Here is a 22214-nt window from a genome sequence, read left to right on the forward strand (position 1 = left end):
GGGTGGCTCCCCGGTTGTTCTCACACCCGGCGTCACCGGAAGGTGACCGGCAGCAACCTAAGGAGCTGCCGTGAACTCGAGACAACGCTTGCTGGGGGCGTTCGCCGCCGTCCTCGCCCTGCCGCTGTTCGCCGTCCCCGACGCCGGCGCGGCCGGGAACCCGCCCGCGGTCACCCCGCTCGGCGGAACCCCGCTGCCGGCCGGGGTTTCGCCGTCTTCGGTCGGCGGGTCACCGGCTTCGGTGGCCGACTACCCGTTCATCATCGCGGGCCTGCGCGAGGGCGGCACCCGGCCGCTGGGGCAGACCTGCACCGGTTCGGTGGTCGCACCGCGGAAGATCCTCATCGCCGCCCACTGCAAGGCCGCCGAAGGGCAGAAGTCCTTCCTGTACGGACTGGACGACCTCAACGCCGGCGGCGGCACGCCGATCGGCGTCACCAGCTACGACACGCACCCCAAGTACGTCAACTTCGACCAGGGGTACGACGTCGCGGTCGTGACCACCGACCGGGACATCCCGGTGCCGGGCGGGAAGTACGCCAAGGTGGCGACGTCGGCCGACACCGACCTGAACAAGCCGGGCAAGACCGGGCTGGGCCTCGGGTACGGGAAGAAGGACTTCAACGACAACACCCGCGACGTCACGCTGACGAAGTTCAGCCTGCCGGTCGTGGCCGGGAGCAACTGCAGCGGCGTCGGCGCCGGCTTCCAGGAAGCCACGATGATCTGCAGCGGCTATTCCGACGGCCACGTGACGATCCTGCCCGGCGACAGCGGCGGCCCGCTGATCGTCGACGGCAAGGTCACCGGTGTCGCTTCGTGGAGCCGCAGCGACTTCAAGTGGTACAGCGTCTACGGCCGCCTGAACAACGACATGGGCGACTGGGTCGCTCAGCAGATCGGCGACGTCACCCCGCCGCAGACCTTCGGCCTCGGGGTCACGCCCGGCAACGTCAAGGTCGACCCGGGCAAGTACGTCTCGGCCACGGTCACCAGCACCGCGGGCCAGAACGGGAGCGAGAAGGTCGACCTGACCGCGTCGGGTCTGCCGGCCGGGGCGAAGGCGACGTTCCAGCCGGCGACGATCACCTCCGGCGAGTCGGCCAAGCTGACCATCGAGACGGCCGCGAACACCCCGCAGCAGGACTACCCGGTCACGGTCACCGGCACCGGCCCGAGCGGCACGGCGACCGCGAAGCTGACCCTGACCGTCGGCACCGGCCAGCCGCCCACCGGCGACCTGAAGGTGAGCGTCAACCCCGGCAGCGGGACCGTGCAGCCCGGCTTCTTCACCACCGCGACCGTCACCGTGTCCGGCGGCACCGGCACCGTGACGCTGTCGGGCACCGGCCTGTCGTTCGCGCCGTTCTTCAACCCCTCGACGGTGAACGGCGCCGGGACCTCGCAGATGCAGGTGGTCGGGCCGTTCCAGCGCGGGACCTACCCGGTCACCGTGACGGCGAAGGACTCGACCGGCAGGACGGCGACGGCCAGGTACACCCTGACCGTCCAATAGGGACGAACGAGCGGGAGGCCGCCGCGCCACGGCCTCCCGCCCGGCCCGCGTCAGAACGTGATCGTGAAGCCGTCGATCGTCCCCGTGTCGAACCGGTAGACGTCCTGCACCCGCAGCTGCCAGGTGCCGTTCGCGGTCTCGCTCGCCGCGTTCACCGAGTAGGTGGTGTGGACGCCCGACGCCGTCCCGGAGCCACCGGCCTTCTGCAGTCCGAAGACCGCGCCGCCCGGGCCGACGAGGTCGATCACCAGGTCACCGGGGTAGGAGTGGCTGATGTCCACCTTCACCGCCAGCGACGCGGACGCCTTGCCGTCACAGCCGTCCTGGGTCACCGAGCTGGTCACCGCGGCCCCGGCGTCCGGGATGGCCACCGGGGTGGTGTTCGACTTCGCGCCGCACCGGGACGGCGGGGTGCCGCCGCCGATGAACGACACGTTGAGCAGCTTGTTCGGTGAGCCGGTGCCGGCGTTCTTGACCACGCCCGAGGTGGCGCCGCCGACGAGCGCGTCCCGCACCTGCTGGGCCGTCGCGCCCGGGTTGGCGGCCAGGTAGAGCGCGGCCGCGCCGGTGACGTGCGGGGTCGCCATCGAGGTGCCGCTCATGTTCGCGCTGCTGCCGTTGGACAGCCCGAGCGAGGTGATGTTGTTGCCCGGCGCGAAGAGGTCGGTGCAGGTGCCGTAGTTGGAGAACGACGCCCGGTTGTCGTTCTCGTCGGAGGCGTTCACCGTGATCGCCTCGGGCACGTGCGCCGGGCTGGTGTTGCAGGCGTCGGTGGAGCTGTTGCCCGCGGCCACCGAGTAGACGATCCCGGCCGCGATCGAGCGCTTGATCGCGTCGTCGCCGACGCCGACCTGGTCCATGGTCAGGCTCATGTTCGCCACCGCGGGCTTGACGGCGTTGGCCGTCACCCACTCGATCGCGTCGACCGCGGCGGAGTCCGGGCCGTTGCCGGAGCAGTCGTTGCCGAGCACCTTGAGCCCGACGAGCTTGACCTTCTTCGCGACGCCGTAGGTCTTGCTGCCGATCGTCCCGGCGGTGTGCGTGCCGTGGCCGTTGCAGTCGCTGCCGTTCCCGCCGACGAAGTCCTTGCCGATCGAGGCGCGGCCTTCGTACTCCGGGTTGTCCGGCTTGATCCCGGTGTCGAGGTCGTAGGCCGTGACGCCTTCACCGGTGTTGGGGTAGGTGTAGGACTTGTCGCGGGGGAGGTTCGCCTGGTCGATGCGGTCCAGGCCCCAGGTCGGGTTGGCCTGGGTGCCGGCGATCGTCGCCGTGCCGTCTTCGTAGACCGCCGCCACCGCCGGGTCGGCCGCCAGCCGCCGCGCCTGCGCCGCGGTGAGGTGCCGCGCGGAGAACCCGTGCAGGACGCGGCTGTAGGTCGACCGGACTTCGCCGCCGTACCGCCCGGCCAGCGACGCCGGGTTCGCGAGCCCCTGGGCGTCCTTGAGCACGACGATGTACTGGTCGCCGTAGTGCCGGCCGGCCGCGACCACGCTGCCTTCCGGCTGGGCGGCGGCGGCCGCGCCGGTCGTGGCCAGGGTGGCCAGGACCGCCGCGGCGAGGACGACCGCCTTCCGATGAACTGTGCGCATGCTTCAGCTCCACTCACTCGAACAGGTGAATCGGTGCGCGGCGCGGCCAGGTGACCGAGAGCCACCGCCGTCTCACTCTCGGGGGTGATCACCTGCACTAACAAGCGAGGCAGCGCCCCGTAGGGCTACGTAACTAATGGCTCCGGCGGCGCCCCTACGAAAGTTCCGTGCCCGCTCGCGCGGGTTCCGCGCGCCCGAGCGGCGGACCTAAGCTCCGGACCATTCGGACAGGGTGGTCCGGGTGGGCGTGCCGCTTTCAGGCGGGGGACGGCGATGACGGACGGGATCGTGGCCAGGACCAGTTCACCGGTCCTGATCGGGCGGGCGGACGAGCTCGCCGCGCTCGTGTCCGCCGCCGTGCGCCCGCCCGCGGTGCTCGTGCTCGAAGGGGAGGCGGGGGTCGGCAAGACCCGGCTGACCGGCGAGCTGCTGGCCCGCCCGGAGCTCGCCCGGACGCGCGTGCTGGCCGGCTGCTGCCAGCCGCTGCGGGAGCCGTTCCCGTACGGCGTCGTCGTCGAAGCGCTCGGCGACGCGGGGAAGTACCTGCCGGCCGCGGCGCGGCTGAGCCCGCTCGCCGGTGTCCTCGGCCGGTACCTGCCGGAGCTGGCGCCGCAGCTGCCGCCGGCCCCGGAGCCCCTGGGTGACGGCCGCGCCGAAGCCCACCGCTTCTTCCGCGCCGTCCGCGAGCTGCTGGACCTGCTGGGACCGCTGGTGCTGGTCGTCGAAGACCTGCACTGGGCCGACGACGGGTCGCGGCGGCTGCTGCGGTTCCTGATGAGCGACCTGCCGCCCGGGACGGTCCTGGTGGTGAGCTACCGGCCCGAGGACGTGCCCGGCGACCTCCCGCTGGGCCGCGCGCACCGGCCCGCGCCGGGCAGTTCGACCACGCTGGTGCGGCTGGGCCCGCTCGGTGTGGACGGCGTGCGGCGGCTGGCCGGCGCCCTGCTCGGCGAGCCCGGCGTGTCCGCCGCGTTCGCGGCGCGGCTGCACGAACGCACGGCCGGGATCCCGTTCGTCGTCGAGGAGACCCTGCACGCGCTGCGCAACCCCGCCGGGGCGGTGCACGCCGACGGCGCGGCCGCGCGGCGGCTGCTCGACACCGCCGAGGTGCCCGCGCTGCTGCGGGAAGCGACGGTCGAGCGGCTCGCGACACTACCGCTCGCCGCACGCCGGATCACCGAAGCCGCCGCGGTGCTCGCGGAACCCGCGCCGGCCGAGCTGCTCACGACGGTCGCGGGACTCGGTGCGGCTCGCGGGCGGCACGCGCTGGTCCTGGCCCTCGAACGCGCCGTGCTGGTCGAGGTCGCCGAGTGCCGCTACGGCTTCCGGCACGAGCTCGCGCAGCAGGCCGCGTACGGGACGATCCCGGGACCCTCGCGCCAGGAGCTGCACCGGCGGGTGGTCCGCGCACTGGCCGGACGCCGGCCGGCGCCCCTGGTGCGGCTGGCCGAGCACAGCCGCAAGGCCGGTGACACCGCCGACGCCCTGCGGTACGGCGAGGCCGCGGCCGACCGCGCGATCGACGTCGGCGACCCGGCGACGGCCATCGGGCTGGTGCGGGCGCTGCTGGCCGCCCCGGACCTCGAACCGTCCGATGTGGACAGACTGGCCGCGAAGCTGGCTTCGGTGGCCAACAACGACGTCTCCCAGGCCGAGGTCGTCGCGACGCTGGAGGCGCTGCTGACCGACGACCGGCTGTCCGGCCGGCTGTCGGCGGAGATCCGGCTGAGCCTGGGGCTGCTGCTCGTCCGGCAGGCCGGCGGGCTGGAGGCGGCCCGGGCCGAGATCGAGGTGGCGCTGGCCGGCCTCGGGCACCGCCCGGACCTGGCCGGGCGAGGCATGGCGGTGCTCGCCCAGCCGTGGATCGGCGCGACGCCGTTGCGTGTCCACCGGCCGTGGCTCGACCGGGTCGACACGCTGATCGAGACCGCGGCCGACGCGCGGCTGCGGCTCACCCTGATGGCCAACAACATCCCGTCCCGCCTGCACACCGGCGACCCGCGGGCCTGGGCGTCGCTCGACGGCGCCCCGGCCGTCGCCGGGACGGCCGAGGAGCAGCGCCAGCTCGCGCGCCTCTACTGCAACGCCGCCGACGCGGGCGCGTGGACCGGGCACCACCGCCGGGCGCGCGGCCTGCTGGAACGCGGGATGCAGCTCGCGGCCGACTCCGGGACGCCGTACGTGGTCAGCACGGCGCGGACCACCGGGGTGCACATCGACTGGCTCGGCGGCGCGTGGGCCGGGCTGGACGAGCGCGCGCTCGCGCTGCTGGCGGAGTACCGCGACCTGCTGCCGGTCACCAGCGAGCTGTCGCTGGTCCTGGGCCTGCTCGCTACCGCGCGGGGCGCCTGGGACCGCGCGGCGGCCTGCTTCGCGGCCACCGGCGTCGACCGGCCGGAGAACGCGTTCACCCCGGTGGTGGTCGCCGCGCACGGCGGGATCGCCGGGATGCTGCTCGCGCAGGACGCCGTCGACGCGGCGGCGGCCGAGGCCGCGCGCGGGCTGGAGCTGTTGCGCACCAAGGGAGTCTGGGCGTGGGCGGGGGACCTGGTCCCGGCCGCGGCGGAGGCGTTCTGCCGGACCGGCCGCGCCGGCGCGGCCCGCGAGCTGCTGGCCGAGCTGGAGTGCGAGACGAGCCTCCTGGACGCGCCGATGGCGGCCGCGGTCCTCGCCGAGGGACGCGGGATCGTCGCCGCGCACGACGGTGAGGTCGCCGACGCGGTGAAGGCGTTCGAAGAGGCCCGTGACCGGTACGAGCGGCTCCCGGCCCCCTACTCGGCGGCGCTGGCGGCGGAACGGCGGGCGCGGTGCCGCCTGGAGAGCGGCGAGTCGACGGCGGCCGCGGAGTTCGGCGACCTGGCGGACGTCTTCGCGGCCCTGGGCGCGACCCGGGACGCGGCCCGCTGCCGCCACACGTTCCGCTCGACGGGGGCGACGGCGCCGTCCCGCCGCGGCCGCCGGGGATACGGAGACGAGCTCTCACCCCGCGAGCGGGACGTCGCCCGGCTGCTGACCGACGGGCACACGAACCGCGAGATCGCGGAGGTGCTGTTCCTGTCCCGGCGGACGGTCGAGCAGCACGTGGCCAACGTGCTGCGGAAGCTGAAGGTGCGGTCGCGGGGTGAGCTGCGCACGGGCTGAGGCCGGCGGGCTCAGCGTTCGAGGAACGTCCGGTTCGGCACGAGCGCCCACACGACCTTGCCGGCCGGGGTGGTCCGGACGCCCCAGCCGTGCGAAAGCTGGTCCACCAGCCGCAGGCCGAACCCACTGCCGGCCGCCACCGGTTCGATCGAGCCGTCCTCGTCGGCCACCTCCACCAGCAGGCCGCCGCGCTGCCTCGTCACCTGCAGCCACGACGGCCGGGAGGAGTGGCGATAGGCGTTGCTCACCAGCTCGTCGACGACCAGCAGGAGCGCGCCGAGGAGCTCTTCGCGCGGGCGTCCGAAGGCGAGGCAGTCGGCGACCGTCGCGCGGATCCGGCGCGGTGGCGGCCGGGTGCTCAGGTCGAGCTTCAGCTCCGCCGCCGTCGCGACGCGCAGGCTGAGCCACTCCACGGCCTGCTCCCAGTCGGGCGGCAGCTGACCACCGACGTCCATCCTGTCGCTCCCTCGCACCGGACTCCCTCGCGAGGTGTTCGGTCTCACCCGCCGGTTGGATGGGCCTGGCAGACTGGTGCCACCGGAACGGGGGTACTGCGTGGGGGAGCTGACGGCGGAAACCGTGGTGGACCGGGTCGTGCCTCGCACACCGCGGATCTCCCCGGACGGCCGGTGGGTCGTGTACGTGACCTCGCGCGTCGGCGGGCACCTGGTCAGCGGCCTGTGGCTGGCGCCGGCCGACGGCAGTGCCCCGCCGCGGGAGCTCGCGCCGAGCCCGGCGCGGGACCACGAGCCGCGGTGGTCCGGGGACACGGTGCTCTTCCTTTCCGACCGCGGCGAGCGCGGCATCTCGCAGCTCTACCGGATCGGCCTGGCGGACGACGAGCCGTCGCGGGTGACCGACCTGGCCGCCGGAGTGACCGGGTTCGCGCCGCTGCCCGGCGGGGACTCGGTGGTGCTGATCGCGCCGGGCGAAGAGGAGCCGGCGGATCCGCGCGTCCGGTCGGTCGGGAGCGCCTCACCGCGGTGGGACACGGCCGTGGCCCCGGACCGGCTCCGGCTGGCCGACCTCACGACCGGCGCCGTCCGGCCACTCGGTGACCTCGGCGAGCGGCATGTCGATCAGGTCGAGCCACGGCCGGACGGGCGGACCCTCGCGGTGCTCACCTGGTCGTGCGCCGACCGGGAGCCCGGGGTCTTCGAGCCCGGGCTGCACCTCGTCGACCTCACCACCGGTGCGACCGAAGACCTCGGTGTCCCCGCGCTCGAAGCGTCCTCCCTCAGCTGGTTCCGCCACGAAGACGAATGGCGCCTGACCTACCTCGGCCTCACTCCGCCCGGGCTGATCGGCGGGAGCGCCGTCTTCGCCGTGCCCGGGCACCACAACCTGACCGCCGGGATGACCGTCTGCCCGCTGGAACTCGCACCGGGCGGGCTCGCGTTGTTCGCCGAAGGCCTCGACACGAGCGTCCGCCGTCTCGACCCCGCCACCCGGACCTACGTGAAGCTCGCGGAAGCACGAGGTTCCCTGTCCGGCCTCTCCGCGAGCGACTCGGGCGACATCGCGGTGGTCGCGAGCACCGGGGCGGAGCCGGACGAGGTCTGCGCCGGACCGCCGGAGAAGCTCGTCCGGCTCAGCGAGACCGGCCCGGAGGGCATCCGCTGGGGCACCCAGCACCGCCTGCACTACCGCGCCGAGGACGGCCTCGACCTCGACGGCGTCCTGGTCCTCCCGCCCGGCAAGACCCGCGGCGACGGGCCGTTCCCGCTGGTCACCGTCGTCCACGGCGGACCGTACGACCGGAACGCCGACCGGTTCCACCTGGGCTGGCACGGGTCGGGGCAGTGGCTCGCGCCCGCCGGCTTCGCCGTGTTCCTGCCCAACGCCCGCGGCGGCGTCGGCCACGGGCACGCCTTCGCCGAGAGCGTCGCCGGGGACGTCGGCGGCGCCGAGCTCACCGACGTCCTCGGCGGGATCGACCTGCTGGTCGCCGAGGGGGTCGCCGACCCGGACCGGCTCGGGATCGGCGGCTGGAGCCACGGCGGGTTCTTCGCCGCCTGGGCCGTGACGCAGACCGACCGGTTCAAGGCGGCCGTGGTCGGCGCGGGGGTCGTCGACTGGCCGTTGCTGGCCGCCACCGGCGACCACAGCCGGTTCGAAGCCGGGCTCGGCGGCGCGCGCAACAGCCCGATCACCCACGCCGCGAAGATCCGCACGCCCGTCCTCATCCTGCACGGCGAGGACGACACGAACGTCCCGCTGTCCCAGGCGGAACTCCTGCACTGGGCGCTCGGCGACCAGCCCCACGAGTTCGTCGTCTACCCGCGCGAGGGCCACTCGATCCGCGGACGCGCGCACCAGATCGACGTCCTCAACCGCACGCGCGCGTGGTTCTCACACCTGCTCGCCTAGCTTGAACTCGGCCTCGCCGGTGCTGAAGGAGAACCCGTCCGCGCCGATGGTGACGTCGGCTTCGCGCGGCTCGGCCCGTTCGACGACCGGGCGCACCTCGCCGTCGAGGTCCAGGACGACCGACGCGTCGGTGTACCAGCTCGGCACCACCGGGTTGCCCCACCAGTCGCGGCGCTGGTTGTCGTGCACGTCCCAGGTGATCACCGGGTTGTCCGGGTCGCCGGTGTAGTAGTCGTGGGTGTAGAGCTCGACGCGGTGGCCGTCGGGGTCCCGGACGTAGAGGTAGAAGGCGTTCGAGACGCCGTGGCGGCCCGGCCCGCGTTCGATCATCCTCGACCGGCGCAGCGCGCCCAGGTGGTCGCAGATGTGCAGGATCTGGTGCCGTTCGTGACTGGCGAAGGCGATGTGGTGCAGCCGCGGCCCGTCACCGCCGGTCAGCGCGACGTCGTGCACGGTCGGCTTGCGGAACAGCCAGGCCGCGTACACCGTGCCTTCGTCGTCCTGGATGTCCTCCGACACGCGGAAACCCAGGCCCTCGTAGTACTTCCGGGCCGCCGGGACGTCCGGGGTGTCGAGGTTGAAGTGGTCCAGCCGCGCCAGCGCGCCCGCGCCGTGGACGTCGTAGCGCTGCGTGAACCGCTCGACGTGCTCGGCCTCGTGGAAGAACTCCACCGGGAACCCGAGCGGGTCCTCGACCCGGACCGCCTCGCCGATGCCGCGGGTCGCGCCGGCCGCCCGGCGCTCCACCCGGCAGCCGAGCTCGCGGTAGTACGCCTCGGCGAGGTCGAGGTCCGCCGCGCTCCGGACGCGGTAGGCCAGCACGGCCAGCGCGGGGGTGGATCCCTTGCGCAGCACCAGGGAATGGTGCAGGTACTCCTCAAAGGCGCGCAGGTACAGCGCCTCGGCATCCTCGTGGGTCACCACCAGCCCGAGCACGCCGACGTAGAAATCGCGGGACGCGGCGAGGTCGGTGACGACCAGTTCGGCGTAGGCGCAGCGGAGGACGTCCGGCGGGGTGGCGGTCATGACTGTCCCTTCTGGACGCTGCCGAAGCGGGCCGTGTGCACCGGCCCGAGCGAGACGTGGATCGCCTGCTGGTGGGTGTAGAAGTCGAGTGAGCGGTAGCCGCCTTCGTGGCCGAGGCCGGACGCCTTGACCCCGCCGAACGGGGTGCGCAGGTCGCGCACGTTGTGCGAGTTCAGCCAGACCATCCCGGCTTCGACCGACTGCGCGAAAGTGTGCGCCCGCCGCAGATCCGACGTCCACAGGTACGCGGCCAGCCCGTACTTGACGTTGTTGGCCAGCGCCAAAGCCTCGGCCTCGGTGTCGAACGGCGTCAACGCGACCACCGGCCCGAAGATCTCCTCCTGGAAGATCCGCGCGGACGACGGAACATCGGCGAACACCGTGGGCGCCACGTAGTTGCCGGTGTCCGAACCGGACGGACGCCCGCCGCCCGCGAGCAGCCGGCCCTCGGTCTTGCCCAGCTCGACGTAGCTCATCACCTTGTCGTAGTGCTCGGGGTGCACCAGCGCGCCGACCTCGGTGGCCGGGTCGTGCGGGTCGCCGACGACGATGCTGCGCGCCCGCTCGGCGTACCGCTCGCAGAACTCGTCGTAGATCGGGCGCTCGACGAGGATCCGGCTGCCCGCGGTGCAGCGTTCGCCGTTGAGGGAGAAGACGCCGAACAGCGTCGAGTCGAGCGCGGCGTCGAGGTCGGCGTCGGCGAACACGATCGCCGGGGACTTGCCGCCCAGCTCCATCGACATGCCCTTGAGGCCGGTTGCGCAGTTGCGGTAGATCGTCTGGCCGGTGGTGGTCTCGCCGGTGAAGGAGATCAGCGGGACGTCCGGGTGCTTGACGAGCGCGTCACCCGCTTCCTCGCCGAAACCGTTGACCAGGTTGAACACACCGTCCGGCAGCCCGGCGCCGGCGAAGATCCCCGCCCACAGGCTCGCCGACAGCGGGGTGAACTCGGCCGGCTTGAGCACCACCGTGCAGCCCGAAGCCAGTGCGGGCGCGAGCTTCCAGCTCTCCAGCATGAACGGCGTGTTCCACGGCGTGATCAGCCCGGCCACCCCGACCGGCTTGCGGTGCACGTAGTTCACCTGGCGGCCGGGCACCTGATAGGTGTCGTCGGCTTGGGCGACGACGAGGTCGGCGAAGAACCGGAAGTTCTCGGCCGCGCGCTGGGCCTGCCCGAGCGCCTGGGTGATCGGCAGGCCGGTGTCGAACGTCTCCAGCTCGGCGAGCCGGGCGTCCTGCGCCTCCACGGCGTCGGCGATCTTGTTGAGCACCCGGGCACGGGCCCGCGGCAGCATCCGCGGCCACGGCCCGTCGGTGAACGCCCGGCGCGCCGCGGCCACCGCCCGGTCGACGTCCTCGGCCTGCCCCGCCGCGGCGGTCACGTACGGCGTGTTGGACACCGGGTCGAGCACGTCGAAGGTCTTGCCGGAGACGCTGTCGACGAGCTCACCGCCGATGTGGTGCTTGAGCTCGCCCGGCAGTCCGTCCGGGACGTAGTGGGTCATGCCTTCCCCTCCACAGTGAAGCCTTCGGTCGGCGACAGGTACTTCGCGCCTTCCGCCATCAGGTCCTTGATCCGGGCGAGCCCCGCTTCGGTGGGCGGGATCAGCGGCGGCCGCACGTGCCCGGACGCGAGCAGCCCGCGCTGTTCCAGGACCCACTTGCCCGGCGCCGGGTTGGTCTCGACGAACAGCAGGTCGACCAGCGGGTGCAGGCCGTAGTGGATCTCGCGGGCGCGTTCGTGGTCGCCGGACTGCCACGCCGTGTACAGCTCGGCGCAGGCCGCCGGGGCGATGTTGGCCGTCGCGCTGACGAACCCGGCGCCGCCGAGGGCCAGCAGCGGCAGGCAGAGCAGCTCGATCCCGGACCACACCAGCAGCTCCCGGCCGCAGAGGTGCAGCACGCGGGAGAAGTGCTCGAAGTCCTTCGTCGTCTCCTTGATCCCGACGAAGTTCTCGCACGAGCGGTAGAGCTTCGCGACCGTCTCCGGCGCGAGGTCGACGGCGGTCCGGCTCGGCACGTTGTAGGCGACGATCGGCAGGTCGGGGAACTCGCGGCAGACCGTGCGGTACCAGACGAACAGCGCGTCCTGCGTGGGCCGCGCGTAGTACGGCGTGATGACGAGCGCCGCGTCGATCCCGGCGTCCCGCGCGGCCGCGGTCAGCTCGAGGGTCTCGTCGAGCTTCGCCGAGCCGGTGCCGGGCACGAACGGCACCCGGTCGCCGACCGCCGCGGCCACCGTGCGGATCGCCTCCGCGCGTTCGGCGACGGTCTGGGAACCCGGTTCGCCGGTGGACCCGCCGATCGAGATGCCGTGCGAGCCGGAGGCCAGCTGCCAGCGCACGAGGTTCTTCAGGCCGTCGTGGTCCACCGCGCCGCCGGCGGTGAACGGCGTCATCAGCGGCGCGATCGACCCGCGGATGGCCTGGGGGTCGGAGCGGAAGCGCATGGGGTGCCTTTCTGCGTCAGGGGTGGCGGTAGGCGAGGTACGCGTCGAGCGTGGCCAGCCGGTGGTCGCGGACGGCCCGCTCGACCTCGGCGGCCGGCGCGCCGTCGCCGAGCAGGGCGAGGATGTGCTCGTGCTCGGCCACCGACTCGCGGGCGCGGCCGGGCACGAAGCTGAACGTCGAGGTGCGCAGCCCGCCGAGGCGGTCCCAGCCGCGCCGGACCAGGTCGAGGACCTGCGGGTTCGGGCAGGCGTCGAACAGCACGGCGTGGAAGTCCCGGTTGAGCGCGGTGAACCGCGCCGGTTCGAAGTGCCCGAGGCAGCCGGCCAGATCCGCGTTGAGCGCGCGGGCCTTGTCGAGCGTGCCGGGGGCCAGGTGGGGCGCGGCGAGCGCGGCCGCGTACCCCTCGACCAGCGCGAGGGTCTGCATCGTGTGCTGGTACTCGCTCTTGTCGACCATGGCGACCTGCGCGCCGACGTTGCGTTCGAACGTCACCAGGCCCTCGGCCTCCAGCAGCCGGATCGCCTCGCGGATCGGGACCACGCTCACGCCGAGCTCCTGGGCGAGCTGGCCGAGGACGAGGCGGTAGCCGGGGGAGAAGGTGCCGTCGCCGATCCGGGCCTTGATCCACTGGTAGGCGATCCGCGACTTGCTCATCGCGGCGCCGTTCACCGCTTCGCGAGCCATTCGGCGTACCTCCCGCGCCAGTGCTCGTCCATCGGGTAGAGGCCTTCGACCCGCTCGCCCGCGGCGACCTGCTCGGCGATGAACGTCTCCTGCCGCTCCTGCTCGATCGCCGCGTCGACGACCTCCTCGACCTGGTCCGGCGGGATGACCAGGACGCCGTCGCCGTCACCGACGATCACGTCGCCGGGGCAGACGGCCGCGCCCCCGCAGGCGATCGCGACGTCGACGTCCCACGGCACGTGCCGTCGCCCGAGCACCGCCGGGTGCGGCCCGGCGTGGTAGGTGGGAATGTCCAAAGCGGACACTGCCGCGAGGTCGCGCACCCCGCCGTCGGTGACGATCCCGGCCGCGCCGCGGACCTGCGCCCGCAGCGCCAGGATGTCGCCGACGGTGCCGGTGCCGTGTTCCCCGCGGGCCTCCATGACGAGGACGTCGCCGGGCCCGAGGCTGTCGATCACCCGCTTCTGGGCGTTGTAACCGCCGCCGTGGGACTTGAACAGGTCTTCGCGATGGGGGAGGTAGCGCAAGGTCCGGGCGCGGCCGGTCAGCCGGGCGCCCGGCCGGGTCGAAGTGAGCCCTTCGACGAAGACGTTGCCGAGCCCGCGCTTGCGGAGCTGGACGGACAGCGTCGCGGTGCCGACGGACTCGAGCTTTTCTCGCAGCTCTGCGGTCAGCTCGAAGTCTTCGGAAGTCCCGTAGGCGTCCGCCCGTTGCTGCTCGTCGGCGCGGGGGAGCGCGCCGTACGGTCCGAACGGGACGGTCCCTTCGGTGATCGTCGTGACCAGCCGGCCGGTGGTGTGCCCGGCCGTGTCGACCTCGACCTCGACGACGTCGCCGGGGACGGCGACCGACGCGCCCGCTGGGGTGCCGGTCAGGACGACGTCGCCGGGCTCGAGGGTGATCAGCTGCGAGAGGTCGGCGACCAGCCGGCCGAAGCCGAAGAGCAGGTCGCCGGTGGTGTCCTCCTGGACGAGCTCACCGTTGAGCCAGGTGCGCAGGCGCAGCGCGGCCGGGTCGACGTCGGCGGCGGGCAGCACCGCCGGGCCGAGCGGGGTGAACCCGTCACCGCCCTTGGACCGCAGGTTGCTGCCCTTGTCGGCGTAGCGCAGGTCGTACACGCCGAAGTCGTTGGCCGCGGTGACGCCACCGACGTAAGACCAGCCGTTCTCCGGGGTGACGCGGCGGGCGGTGCGGCCGATGACCAGCGCGATCTCGCCTTCGAACCCCAGCAGCTCGGTGCCCGCCGGGCGTTCGAGCACGTCCCCGCTCGCCGCCACCGACGTCGGCGGCTTGAGGAAGTACGACGGCTGCTGCGGCACCCGGCCGCGCTGGGCGGCGCGGGAGCGGTAGTTGAGGTGCAGCGCGATGATCTTGCCGGGCCGCCCGATGCTGGTCATCCGTGGTTCCTGCCTGCCGGTACGAGAAGATATCCCAAATAATATACGATCTACGGCACGATCAGTAGCCGTAGTGCAGCCAGACGGACTTCGTCTCGGTGTACGCGTCCAGGGCCCAGGGGCCCATCTCGCGGCCCCAGCCGGACGCCTTGTAACCACCCCACGGCGCGGCCATGTCCGGGACCGGCGGCATGTTCACGAACACCGCGCCGGCCCGGATCCCGTCGGCGTAGCGCTGGGCGGTGCGGATGTCGCGGGTCCAGATCGTCGCGGCCAGGCCGTATTCGGTGTCGTTCGCGCGGGCCAGCAGCTCGTCGCCGTCGTCGTAGGCGGTCACGGCGAGCACCGGGCCGAAGATCTCCTCACGCATGATCGCCATCTCGTCGGTGACGCCGGCGAAGAGCGTCGGGGTGTAGAAGTAGCCGTCGCCGTCGACCGGGCTGCCGCCGGTGACCAGGTCGGCGCCCTGTTCGCGGCCGGTGCCGACGAGGAAGTCGACGTGTTCGCGGTGCTTGGCCGACACGAGCGGGCCGAGCTGGGTGTTTTCGTCGGTGCCCGGCCCGATCCGGAGCCCTTCGAGGCCGCGCGCCAGCTTGTCGACGAACTCCTGCTCGCGCTTGCGGTCGACGTAGAAGCGGGTGTAGGCCGCGCAGACCTGACCGGTGTTGAGCGTCGCCCCGGCGAGGTTGCCGGCCACGGCGGCGGTGATGTCGGCGTCGGCCGCGATGATGCTGGGGGCCTTCCCGCCGAGCTCGAGGGTGAGCCGCTTGAGGTTGGACGCCGCGCTCGCCGCCGTGATCAGCTTCCCGACCGCCGTCGAGCCGGTGTAGGAGACGTGGTCGACTCCCGCGTGCTCGGTCAGCAGGGCGCCGACCGCGCCGTCACCGGTCACGAGGTTGACCACGCCCGCCGGGAATCCGGCTTCGTGGGCCAGCTCGACGAGCCGGATGCTGGTCAGCGGCGTCACCTCGCTGGGCTTGATCACCACTGTGTTGCCGGTGGCCAGCGCGGGCGCGAGCTTCCAGGCGAGGATCATCAGCGGGAAGTTCCACGGCGTGATCAGCGCGTTCACCCCGACCGGCTCGCGGCGGGTGTAGTGCAGCGTGTCCGGGAAGGACACCGGGTTCGTGGTGCCCTGCAGCTTCGTGACCCAGCCGGCGAAGTAGCGGAAGTGCTCCGACGCCCCGGTCACGCTCACCTGCCGCGAGACGCCGATCGGCTGGCCCTGGTCGAGGGTTTCCAGCCGGGCCAGCTCTTCGTGGTGTTCCTCGACGAGGTCGGCCAGCCGGAACAGCAGCGCGGCGCGCCGGACCGGGAGGAGCCCGGCCCACCCGGGCGCGGTGAGCGCCCGCCGGGCGGCCCCGACGGCGGCGTCGACGTCGGCCTTCGACGCGGTGCCGACCTCTTCGAGCACCCGGCCGGTGGCGGGGTCGCGCGTCGGGATCGTCCCGCCGCCGGCCTCGGTCCACTGTCCGTCGATGCACAGGCGTGTCGCCATCCCGGGTTCCTCCTCGGCCTTGGATGAGGCGAGTATCGGGTTCCGGGGCGGGGCGGGTCTTGTCCGCTCACGCATGCCCGTTGACCGACGGCGAAGGGATGGTTCCCGCCTCCCGGCGCACGCCCCAGGCTGGACCGCATGGACGTGATCGTGGTGGGCGCCGGTTCGGCCGGCTCGGTGGTGGCCCGGCGGCTGGTGGACGCGGGCGCGGCGGTCACGCTGCTCGAGGCGGGCGGCCCGGACGCCAACCCCGCCATCCACGACCCGGGCCGGGCGGCGGAGCTGTGGCACGGGCCGGAGGACTGGGATCTGTACACGGTTCCGCAGCCGCACGCGGCCGGCCGGCGTCTCCACCTGCCGCGCGGCAAGGTCCTCGGCGGCTCGCACGCGCTCAACGGGATGATCTGGGTCCGCGGCGCGCCCGCCGACTACGACGGCTGGGGCCTGCCCGGCTGGACGTGGGCGGAGGTGGCGCCGGTGTTCGAGCGGATCGAGAAGGACCTCCTCGACGTCGTCCCGAACGAGCCGCTGCACCCGATCCAGCAGTCCATCATGGACGCCGCTGTTTCCGTGGGCTTGCCGCTGGATCCGGATGAGGGGGTGTCCGTTCAGCGGATCACCGTGCGGGACGGCCGGCGGCTCACCACTTGGCGGGCCTACGGTTTGCCGGTGGCTTCGCGGATGACTGTCCACACGGGAGCGGAGGTGCACCGGCTGCGGTTCTCCGGTTCGCGCGTGACCGGCGTCGTGGCGTCCATCGATGGCGCGGTACGAGAGCTCTCGGCGGACTTGGTGGTCCTGGCGGCGGGCGCGCTCGCGTCGCCCGCGATCTTGCTGCGCAGCGGCGTCGGCCCGGCGGACGAGCTGGCCGCGCTCGGCATCACCGTCGTCGCCGACCTGCCGGGTGTGGGGCGCAACCTCCACGACCACCTCCTCTCTCCGGTGATCTTCGCGACGGACCGCGAGGTCACGCCGTGGCCGGGCCGGCCGGTGACGCAGGTGCACTGGTTCTGGCGCAGCCGCCCGGGTGTCGCGGTGCCGGACACCCAGCCGATCTGTTTCGGCGTGCCGATGTACGAGTCGTGGATGTCCGGGCCGCCGACCGGGTTCTCGCTGATGGCGGGGATGGTGTCGCCGGAGAGCCGGGGGAGCCTCCGGCTGGCGCCGGACGGCTCACCGCTGATCGACCTGAACGCGCTCGCGTCGCCGGCGGACTTCGAGAGCCTGGTCGCCTCGGTGGAGCAGTGCCGGGCGGTCGGCCGGGCACCGGCGTTGGCCGCCGAGTGGGGCGCGCGGCCGCTGTACCCGGCGCCGGAAGACAACGTCCGCGAGTACGTCCGCCGGACGGCGATCACCTACCACCACCAGGTCGGGACTTGCCGGATGGGCACGGACGGCGACGCGGTCGTCGACCCGGCGCTGGCGGTGCACGGCTTTGACGGGCTGGTCGTCGCGGACGCGTCGGTCCTGCCGCGGGTCCCGACGGGCAACACCAACGCCCCGGCGGTCCTGGTCGGCGAGCAGGCCGCGAAGTTCATTCTGGGCGGTTGAGCAGCCGCCGCAGCCAGGAGGAGCGTGCCGCCAGTGCCGCGCGGGTCACCTCCGACTCCGGGGCGAAGCGGTCGAAACCGTGGTGCGCCCCGGCCCAGACGTGCAGCTCCGTCGGCACTCCGGCCTGAGCCAGCCGCTGCGCGTACGCCACGTCCTCGTCGCGGAACAGCTCCGCCCCGCCCACCTCCACGAACGCCGGGGGCAGCCCACCCAGGTCCGCCATCCGCGCCGGGGCGGCGTAGGGCGACGTCTGCCCGGCGAGGAGGCTGCGCCAGCCGAAGTTGTTGGCTTCGCGCGTCCACACGAGATCGGGGAGGTCAGCCGCCGTCCGGTCGTCGAGCATCGGGCACAACAGCAGCTGACCGGCCAGCTCCGGGCCGCCGCGGTCCCGGGCGAGCAGCGCCACTCCTGCGCTCAGCCCGCCGCCCGCACTGCCGCCGCCCACGATCAGCCGTGAGAAGTCGAACGCCGAAGCGAACCAGACCAAACCCGCGTAACAGTCCTCCAGCGGCGCCGGATGCGGGTGCTCCGGCGCGAGCCGGTACTCGACGGTCGCGCAGACGAACCCGAACTCCTCGATCAACGCCACCAGCCGCGGCAGGTCGGCGAACCGGTCGTCCATCACCATGCCGCCGCCGTGGATGCTGTACAGCCCGGGCGCGCCGGGCCGGGGTGCGCGCGGCCGCAGCACCGTGAGCACGACCCCGTCGTCGAGGACGTGCTCCGACCACACGATGTCCCGGTCTCCGATCGCCTCCGCCGGAGTGAGGTTGCGGAACGAGGCGCGGATCGCGGGCAGCGTCGAAGCGGACAGCTCGGGAGTCACGGCCCCTCCGGGTCAACGGCGTCACGGTCGGCCCAGAACGGCTCCACGAGGGAACGCAGGGTCGCAGCCCCGACGCGGTTCACCAGCGCGACCGCCTCGAGGTTCTCGGAAAGCTGCTCGACGCTCGTCGCGCCGAACAGCGTGGTGGTGTTCGCCGGGTGGGTGAGCGTGAAGGCCAGGCACAGCTGAGCAGGTGTCGCCCCGACGCTCGCCGCGACCTTCGCGAGATCCGGCGCCGAGTCCGCGATCCGCTGCCGGACGTCACCGGGGTCCCGGCCCACCTGGCGCCCGCCCTTGCCGAGCAGCACGCCGCCCTCGAACACGTCCGAGGACTGGAGCGAAATGCCGAGGGAGAACACCGATTCGAACGGCGCACCGTCCGGAATGGACCGTCGGGCGACGCTGTACTTCAGCTGCGCGATCGCCGGCCCGGGCGCGCCTTCGGAGAGCGAGAAGTCGTGGATCGCCCGGATCGTCCCGGCCGACCAGTTGTTGACGCCCCACTGCCGGATCAGCCCGGCCGAACGCAGCTCGGCGAGCTCGCCGGCCAGCGCGTGCAGGTCGGTGTCCTCGCGCCGCAGGTCACCCAGGATCACCAGGTCGGCGTGCGAAACCCCGGCCCGGAAGAACGCGTTCTCCAGCTGCGCGCGCAGGCTCTGCGCGGGATAGCCCTCCAGCCACAGCTTCGCCGAGAGCAGGTAGTCCTCCCGTCGCAGGCCCGCGGCCCGCACCATTGCGGAGAACAGCACATCGGTGAAGACCGGCGGGCTGCCGGGAAAGCCGTACACGCCGACGTCGAACAGCGTGACGCCGGCGTCGACCGCGGTCCGCACCAGCGTCACCGCCTCGCGGAAGTCCATCCGGTCGTAGGTGTGCCAGGAGCCGAGTGACAGGACGCCGGTCTGCGGGCCGTCACGGCCGATGCGGCGCTGGGGGATGGTCACGGAAGCCCTCCTAGGGCAGTCGGGGGTCGATGACGGCTTTGAGCTCGCCGAGCCGCGCCATCGACTCGACGGCGGCGGACGCGCCGGCCAGCCCGACCGGCGGGCTGAACAGCTCGGCCCACGGCAGCCGGCCGGCGAAGGCGCGGAAGAACTCGACCGAGCGGTGGTAGTCGGCGATGTCGCCGTTGAGCGAGCCGGCGATCGCCAGCTCCTTGCCCATCACCGTGCCCAGCGGCACGGGGGAGGGCGCCGGCCCGGTCGACCCGACGATCGCGATCGTCCCGCGTTGCGCGGCGAAGGCGACGGCCTCTTCGCCGATCGTCGGGCCGCCCGCGAAGTCGAAGACGTGGTCCGCGCCGCGTCCGCCGGTCAGCTCGCGCACCCGCTCGACCCGTTCGTCCGGAGTGGACTCGACGGACACGGTCGCCGTGGCGCCGAACCGCTCCGCCACCTCGAGGCGGGAGGACGGCCCGCCCACGGTGATCACCACGCCCGCCCCGCAGAGCCGCGCGACGGCGGTGGCGAACACTCCGAGGGCGCCCGCGCCCTGGACGACGACCGTCGCGTTCGGACGGATGCCACCGGACCGCGCCACCGCGCGCAGCACGGTTTTGCCCGCGCAGCCGGACATCGACGCCCACGTGTCCTCGACGTCGTCCGGGAGCAGCAGTTTTGCCGCGCCGGGTGTGACGTAGCAATGACGCGCGAGGCCGCCGGTGGCGTACGGGAACCGGTCGGCTCGTTGGAGAAAGCCGTAACCACGGCTCTCGCAGGCGACCGGCTCACGCAGGATCGTGCAACCGTAACACTTTCCGCACGTCGACTCCGACCAGCCGAGGCGGTCGCCGGGACGGATTTCGCGGCCGAGCGTGTCCGTGGTGCCCGGTCCGACGGCGACCACTTCGCCGACCATCTCGTGACCCAGCACCATCGGCAGCATGCCGGGGAGGCTCATCTGCCCGGACCAGAGGTGGACATCGGTGCCGCACAACGTGGTGCAGGTGAGCCGGACGAGGGCCGCGCCGGGTTCCGGCTCGGCGGGCAGGGGAAGTTCCCTCAGTTCGAGGGGTGCGCGGTGGCCGGTGAGCACGGCGGCCTCCGTGTGGGTGGGCAGAGCCATCTTTTTAGTCTACATTCGTGGAAGAAAAAGTCCAGGTCCGGGAGGAAACCATGACAGCACAGCGGATCCGCCCGGCGGACCTCGTCGTCCGAGGGGGCACGGTGCTCACCTTCGACGCGGCCGGCGCGGTGGCGAGCGGCCTGGCCGTGCGCGACGGCCGGGTGCTCGCGCTGGGCGACGTCACCGGCCACATCGGACCGGACACCGAGGTGCTCGACCTCGCCGGGCGCACGGTCCTGCCCGGCATCAACGACACGCACCTGCACGCGACCTGGCTCGGCGCACGCTGGCCGCACCCGCTGCTCGGGCCGTCGCACGAGGAAAAGCCCGTCACGACGGCGGCCGAGCGCCGCGCGGCGATCCTGCGCGCGGCTGAGGTCTGCGCGTCGCTCGGCATCACGAGCTACACCGAACCCGGCCTCGGCCCCGGCGAGACCGGCTGCTTCTCGGCGGAGGTTCTGGAGGAGTACGCGGCTCTGCAGCGCGAGGGGCTGCTGCGCGCGCGAGTCACCGTCCTCCGGCTTTTCGGGCTCCTCGACGGACGGTCGGCCCTGGCGGAGTTCGAAAGCGGGCTCGCCACGCCGGTCCCGGACACCGATCCGGACTGGCTGGCGGTCACCGGGGTGAAGATCTTCGCCGACGGGATCCCGCCGATGCGGACGGCCTGGACCCACCACTGCTACGCCGACGGCACCCACGGCGCCCTGCTCGTCGACGGTCCCGACGACCCTGCCCGCGCGGCCAACCTGGCGTTGATGATCAAGCTGGCACACGAACGCGGGTACGTCGTCGGCGTGCACGCCACGGGGGAGCGGAGCATCGAGACGGCGCTTGCCGGCCTTCGCCCGGGCGACCACCTCGTCCACGGCGACCTGGTGACCACCGCGCAGCTGCGGCGGATGGCGGCCACCGGGATCGGCCTGACCACGCAGCCCGTCATCGCGACTGCGATGCGGCCGATGGTCGCCGCCGCCCTCGGCGACGACGTCGCCGCGCAGGCGTGGCCGCTGCGGAAGATCCTCGACGCTCGCGTGCGGCTCACGCTGAGCAGCGACGCCCCGGTCGTGACCCCCGACTGGCGCCTGCACCTCGCGGCGGCGGGTGAGCTGCTGGACGCGCGAGGCAGCACACCCGGCCTGACCGCACGGCTCCTGCGTTGCTACACGACCGAGGCGGCCGCGCAGGACGGCTCCGCGCGCTGGAAGGGCTCGCTCGGGCTCGGCCGGGCCGCCGACTTCTGCGTCCTGGCCGCCAATCCGCTGGACGTGCCGCTGGCCGACCTGCCGTCGGTCGCGGTCGAGCTGACCGTGACCGGCGGCCGGATCGTCCACCGGGGATGGTCAGGTCAGCAGCTGGCCGCCGTCCACCGCGAGGCTCACGCCGGTGACGTGCCCGGCCGCGGGTGAGGCCAGGAAGAGCACGGCGGGCACCACGTCCTCGACGGCCGCGATCCGGCCGAGCGGGATCCGGGACTCCCAGGCCGCGCGCGCCGCGCTGTCGGCGGCGAACCCGGCGGTCATCGGGGTGAGCACCGGGCCGGGCGCGACGGCGTTGACGCGGATCCCGTGCGGCGCCAGCTCCAGCGCCGCGGACCGGGTCAAGGCGTCGACCGCCGCTTTGGTGGCTTCGTAGTGGCCGAGCCCGGGGGTCGGTTGCCGGGCGCCGATCGACGAGATGGTGACGATCGCGCCGCGGGTCCCCGCCGCGACCATGTGCGCGCCGACCGCGCGGGTCATCAGGAAGGTGCCGCGGAAGTTGACCCGGACGCACCGGTCGAACACCTCGACGTCGAGGCCGGTGAGCGGGCCGCCGCCCCCGGCCAGCCCCGCGTTGTTGACCAGCACGTCGACCGGGCCGAACCGGGACGTGACCAGGTCAAGCGCGGCGTCGACCGAAGCCGGGTCCGCGATGTCGAGCTCGACGTGCTCGGCGCCGAGCACGCGAGCGACGTCGTGGGCCGCGCGGGCGTCGACGTCGGCGACGACCACCCGGTCGCCCGCGCCGAGAAATCCTTCGGCGATCCCTCGGCCGATGCCGCTCGCCCCGCCGGTGACCACCACGATCCGTGTTTTCATTCTACAATCGTAGACGTAAGATGCGCT

Annotated in this window: 17 protein-coding genes; 5 read left to right on the forward strand and 12 right to left on the reverse strand. The window is 73.1% G+C overall.

Annotated features, from left to right (window positions below; genetic code table 11):
* Nucleotides 1-70: 70 nt before the first annotated feature.
* Entirely contained in the window at nucleotides 71-1516 is a 1446-nt protein-coding gene (locus ACZ63J_RS05005; protein ID WP_465399684.1) for a trypsin-like serine protease, read from the forward strand.
* 50 nt (nucleotides 1517-1566) lie between these two features.
* Here the strand turns inward: ACZ63J_RS05005 and ACZ63J_RS05010 are convergent, their stop codons facing one another.
* A complete protein-coding gene (locus ACZ63J_RS05010) occupies nucleotides 1567-3105 on the reverse strand; it encodes a S8 family peptidase (RefSeq protein ID WP_465399683.1) in 1539 nt (512 codons plus the stop codon).
* Nucleotides 3106-3378: 273 nt separating this feature from the next.
* On the opposite strand from ACZ63J_RS05010, the gene ACZ63J_RS05015 reads away from it, so the two are divergent.
* Nucleotides 3379-6246 carry an ATP-binding protein gene (locus ACZ63J_RS05015; RefSeq protein ID WP_465399682.1) on the forward strand — a complete coding sequence of 956 codons (2868 nt, stop codon included), beginning with the start codon at nucleotides 3379-3381 and terminating at the stop codon, nucleotides 6244-6246.
* Between the two features lie 11 nt (nucleotides 6247-6257).
* Here ACZ63J_RS05015 and ACZ63J_RS05020 read toward each other — a convergent pair whose 3' ends face one another.
* A complete protein-coding gene (locus ACZ63J_RS05020) occupies nucleotides 6258-6701 on the reverse strand; it encodes an ATP-binding protein (protein WP_465399681.1) in 444 nt (147 codons plus the stop codon).
* Nucleotides 6702-6801: 100 nt separating this feature from the next.
* Between ACZ63J_RS05020 and ACZ63J_RS05025 the strand changes: the two genes are divergently transcribed.
* Complete coding sequence (locus tag ACZ63J_RS05025; protein ID WP_465399680.1) at nucleotides 6802-8616, forward strand: S9 family peptidase; 1815 nt, start codon at nucleotides 6802-6804, stop codon at nucleotides 8614-8616.
* Here the strand turns inward: ACZ63J_RS05025 and hpaD are convergent.
* The 6 genes from hpaD to ACZ63J_RS05055 all read right to left on the reverse strand — a co-directional run bounded on the left by hpaD (nucleotide 8599) and on the right by ACZ63J_RS05055 (nucleotide 15671).
* Nucleotides 8599-9642: a 3,4-dihydroxyphenylacetate 2,3-dioxygenase gene (gene hpaD, locus ACZ63J_RS05030; protein ID WP_465399679.1), complete on the reverse strand. Its 1044-nt coding sequence runs from the start codon at nucleotides 9640-9642 to the stop codon at nucleotides 8599-8601. The two genes, ACZ63J_RS05025 and hpaD, sit on opposite strands and share 18 nt — an antisense overlap.
* Entirely contained in the window at nucleotides 9639-11147 is a 1509-nt protein-coding gene (gene hpaE, locus ACZ63J_RS05035) for a 5-carboxymethyl-2-hydroxymuconate semialdehyde dehydrogenase (protein ID WP_465399678.1), read from the reverse strand. Before hpaE ends, hpaD begins: the two co-directional genes overlap by 4 nt.
* A complete protein-coding gene (gene dapA / locus ACZ63J_RS05040; protein ID WP_465399677.1) occupies nucleotides 11144-12091 on the reverse strand; it encodes a 4-hydroxy-tetrahydrodipicolinate synthase in 948 nt (315 codons plus the stop codon). The genes hpaE and dapA overlap by 4 nt, the downstream gene beginning before the upstream one ends.
* Nucleotides 12092-12107: 16 nt before the next feature.
* Complete coding sequence (locus ACZ63J_RS05045; RefSeq protein WP_465304483.1) at nucleotides 12108-12776, reverse strand: GntR family transcriptional regulator; 669 nt, start codon at nucleotides 12774-12776, stop codon at nucleotides 12108-12110.
* Nucleotides 12758-14173: a fumarylacetoacetate hydrolase family protein gene (locus tag ACZ63J_RS05050; protein ID WP_465399676.1), complete on the reverse strand. Its 1416-nt coding sequence runs from the start codon at nucleotides 14171-14173 to the stop codon at nucleotides 12758-12760. The genes ACZ63J_RS05045 and ACZ63J_RS05050 overlap by 19 nt, the downstream gene beginning before the upstream one ends.
* Nucleotides 14174-14234: 61 nt before the next feature.
* Nucleotides 14235-15671 (reverse strand): aldehyde dehydrogenase family protein, encoded by a 1437-nt coding sequence (locus ACZ63J_RS05055; RefSeq protein WP_465399675.1) that lies wholly within the window; start codon nucleotides 15669-15671, stop codon nucleotides 14235-14237.
* Nucleotides 15672-15809: 138 nt separating this feature from the next.
* Here ACZ63J_RS05055 and ACZ63J_RS05060 point away from each other — a divergent pair, with 138 nt between their 5' ends.
* Complete coding sequence (locus ACZ63J_RS05060) at nucleotides 15810-17222, forward strand: GMC family oxidoreductase (protein ID WP_465399674.1); 1413 nt, start codon at nucleotides 15810-15812, stop codon at nucleotides 17220-17222.
* Here ACZ63J_RS05060 and ACZ63J_RS05065 read toward each other — a convergent pair.
* The 3 genes from ACZ63J_RS05065 to ACZ63J_RS05075 are packed head-to-tail and all read right to left on the reverse strand — an operon-like array spanning nucleotide 17206 to nucleotide 20106.
* Entirely contained in the window at nucleotides 17206-18048 is an 843-nt protein-coding gene (locus ACZ63J_RS05065; RefSeq protein WP_465399673.1) for an alpha/beta hydrolase, read from the reverse strand. The genes ACZ63J_RS05060 and ACZ63J_RS05065 overlap by 17 nt on opposite strands.
* Nucleotides 18045-18992, reverse strand: coding sequence for an aldo/keto reductase (locus tag ACZ63J_RS05070; RefSeq protein ID WP_465399672.1), 948 nt, complete (start codon nucleotides 18990-18992; stop codon nucleotides 18045-18047). The genes ACZ63J_RS05065 and ACZ63J_RS05070 overlap by 4 nt, the downstream gene beginning before the upstream one ends.
* 10 nt (nucleotides 18993-19002) lie before the next feature.
* Nucleotides 19003-20106: a zinc-binding dehydrogenase gene (locus tag ACZ63J_RS05075; protein WP_465399987.1), complete on the reverse strand. Its 1104-nt coding sequence runs from the start codon at nucleotides 20104-20106 to the stop codon at nucleotides 19003-19005.
* A 56-nt stretch (nucleotides 20107-20162) separates the two neighbouring features.
* On the opposite strand from ACZ63J_RS05075, the gene ACZ63J_RS05080 reads away from it, so the two are divergent.
* Nucleotides 20163-21518 carry an amidohydrolase gene (locus tag ACZ63J_RS05080; RefSeq protein WP_465399671.1) on the forward strand — a complete coding sequence of 452 codons (1356 nt, stop codon included), beginning with the start codon at nucleotides 20163-20165 and terminating at the stop codon, nucleotides 21516-21518.
* Here the strand turns inward: ACZ63J_RS05080 and ACZ63J_RS05085 are convergent.
* On the reverse strand, nucleotides 21453-22187 hold the full coding sequence (locus ACZ63J_RS05085) for an SDR family NAD(P)-dependent oxidoreductase (protein ID WP_465399670.1): 735 nt from the start codon (nucleotides 22185-22187) through the stop codon (nucleotides 21453-21455). The genes ACZ63J_RS05080 and ACZ63J_RS05085 overlap by 66 nt on opposite strands.
* Between the last annotated feature and the right edge of the window lie 27 nt (nucleotides 22188-22214).

The sequence above is a fragment of the Amycolatopsis sp. NPDC104863 genome (genome assembly GCF_055582965.1).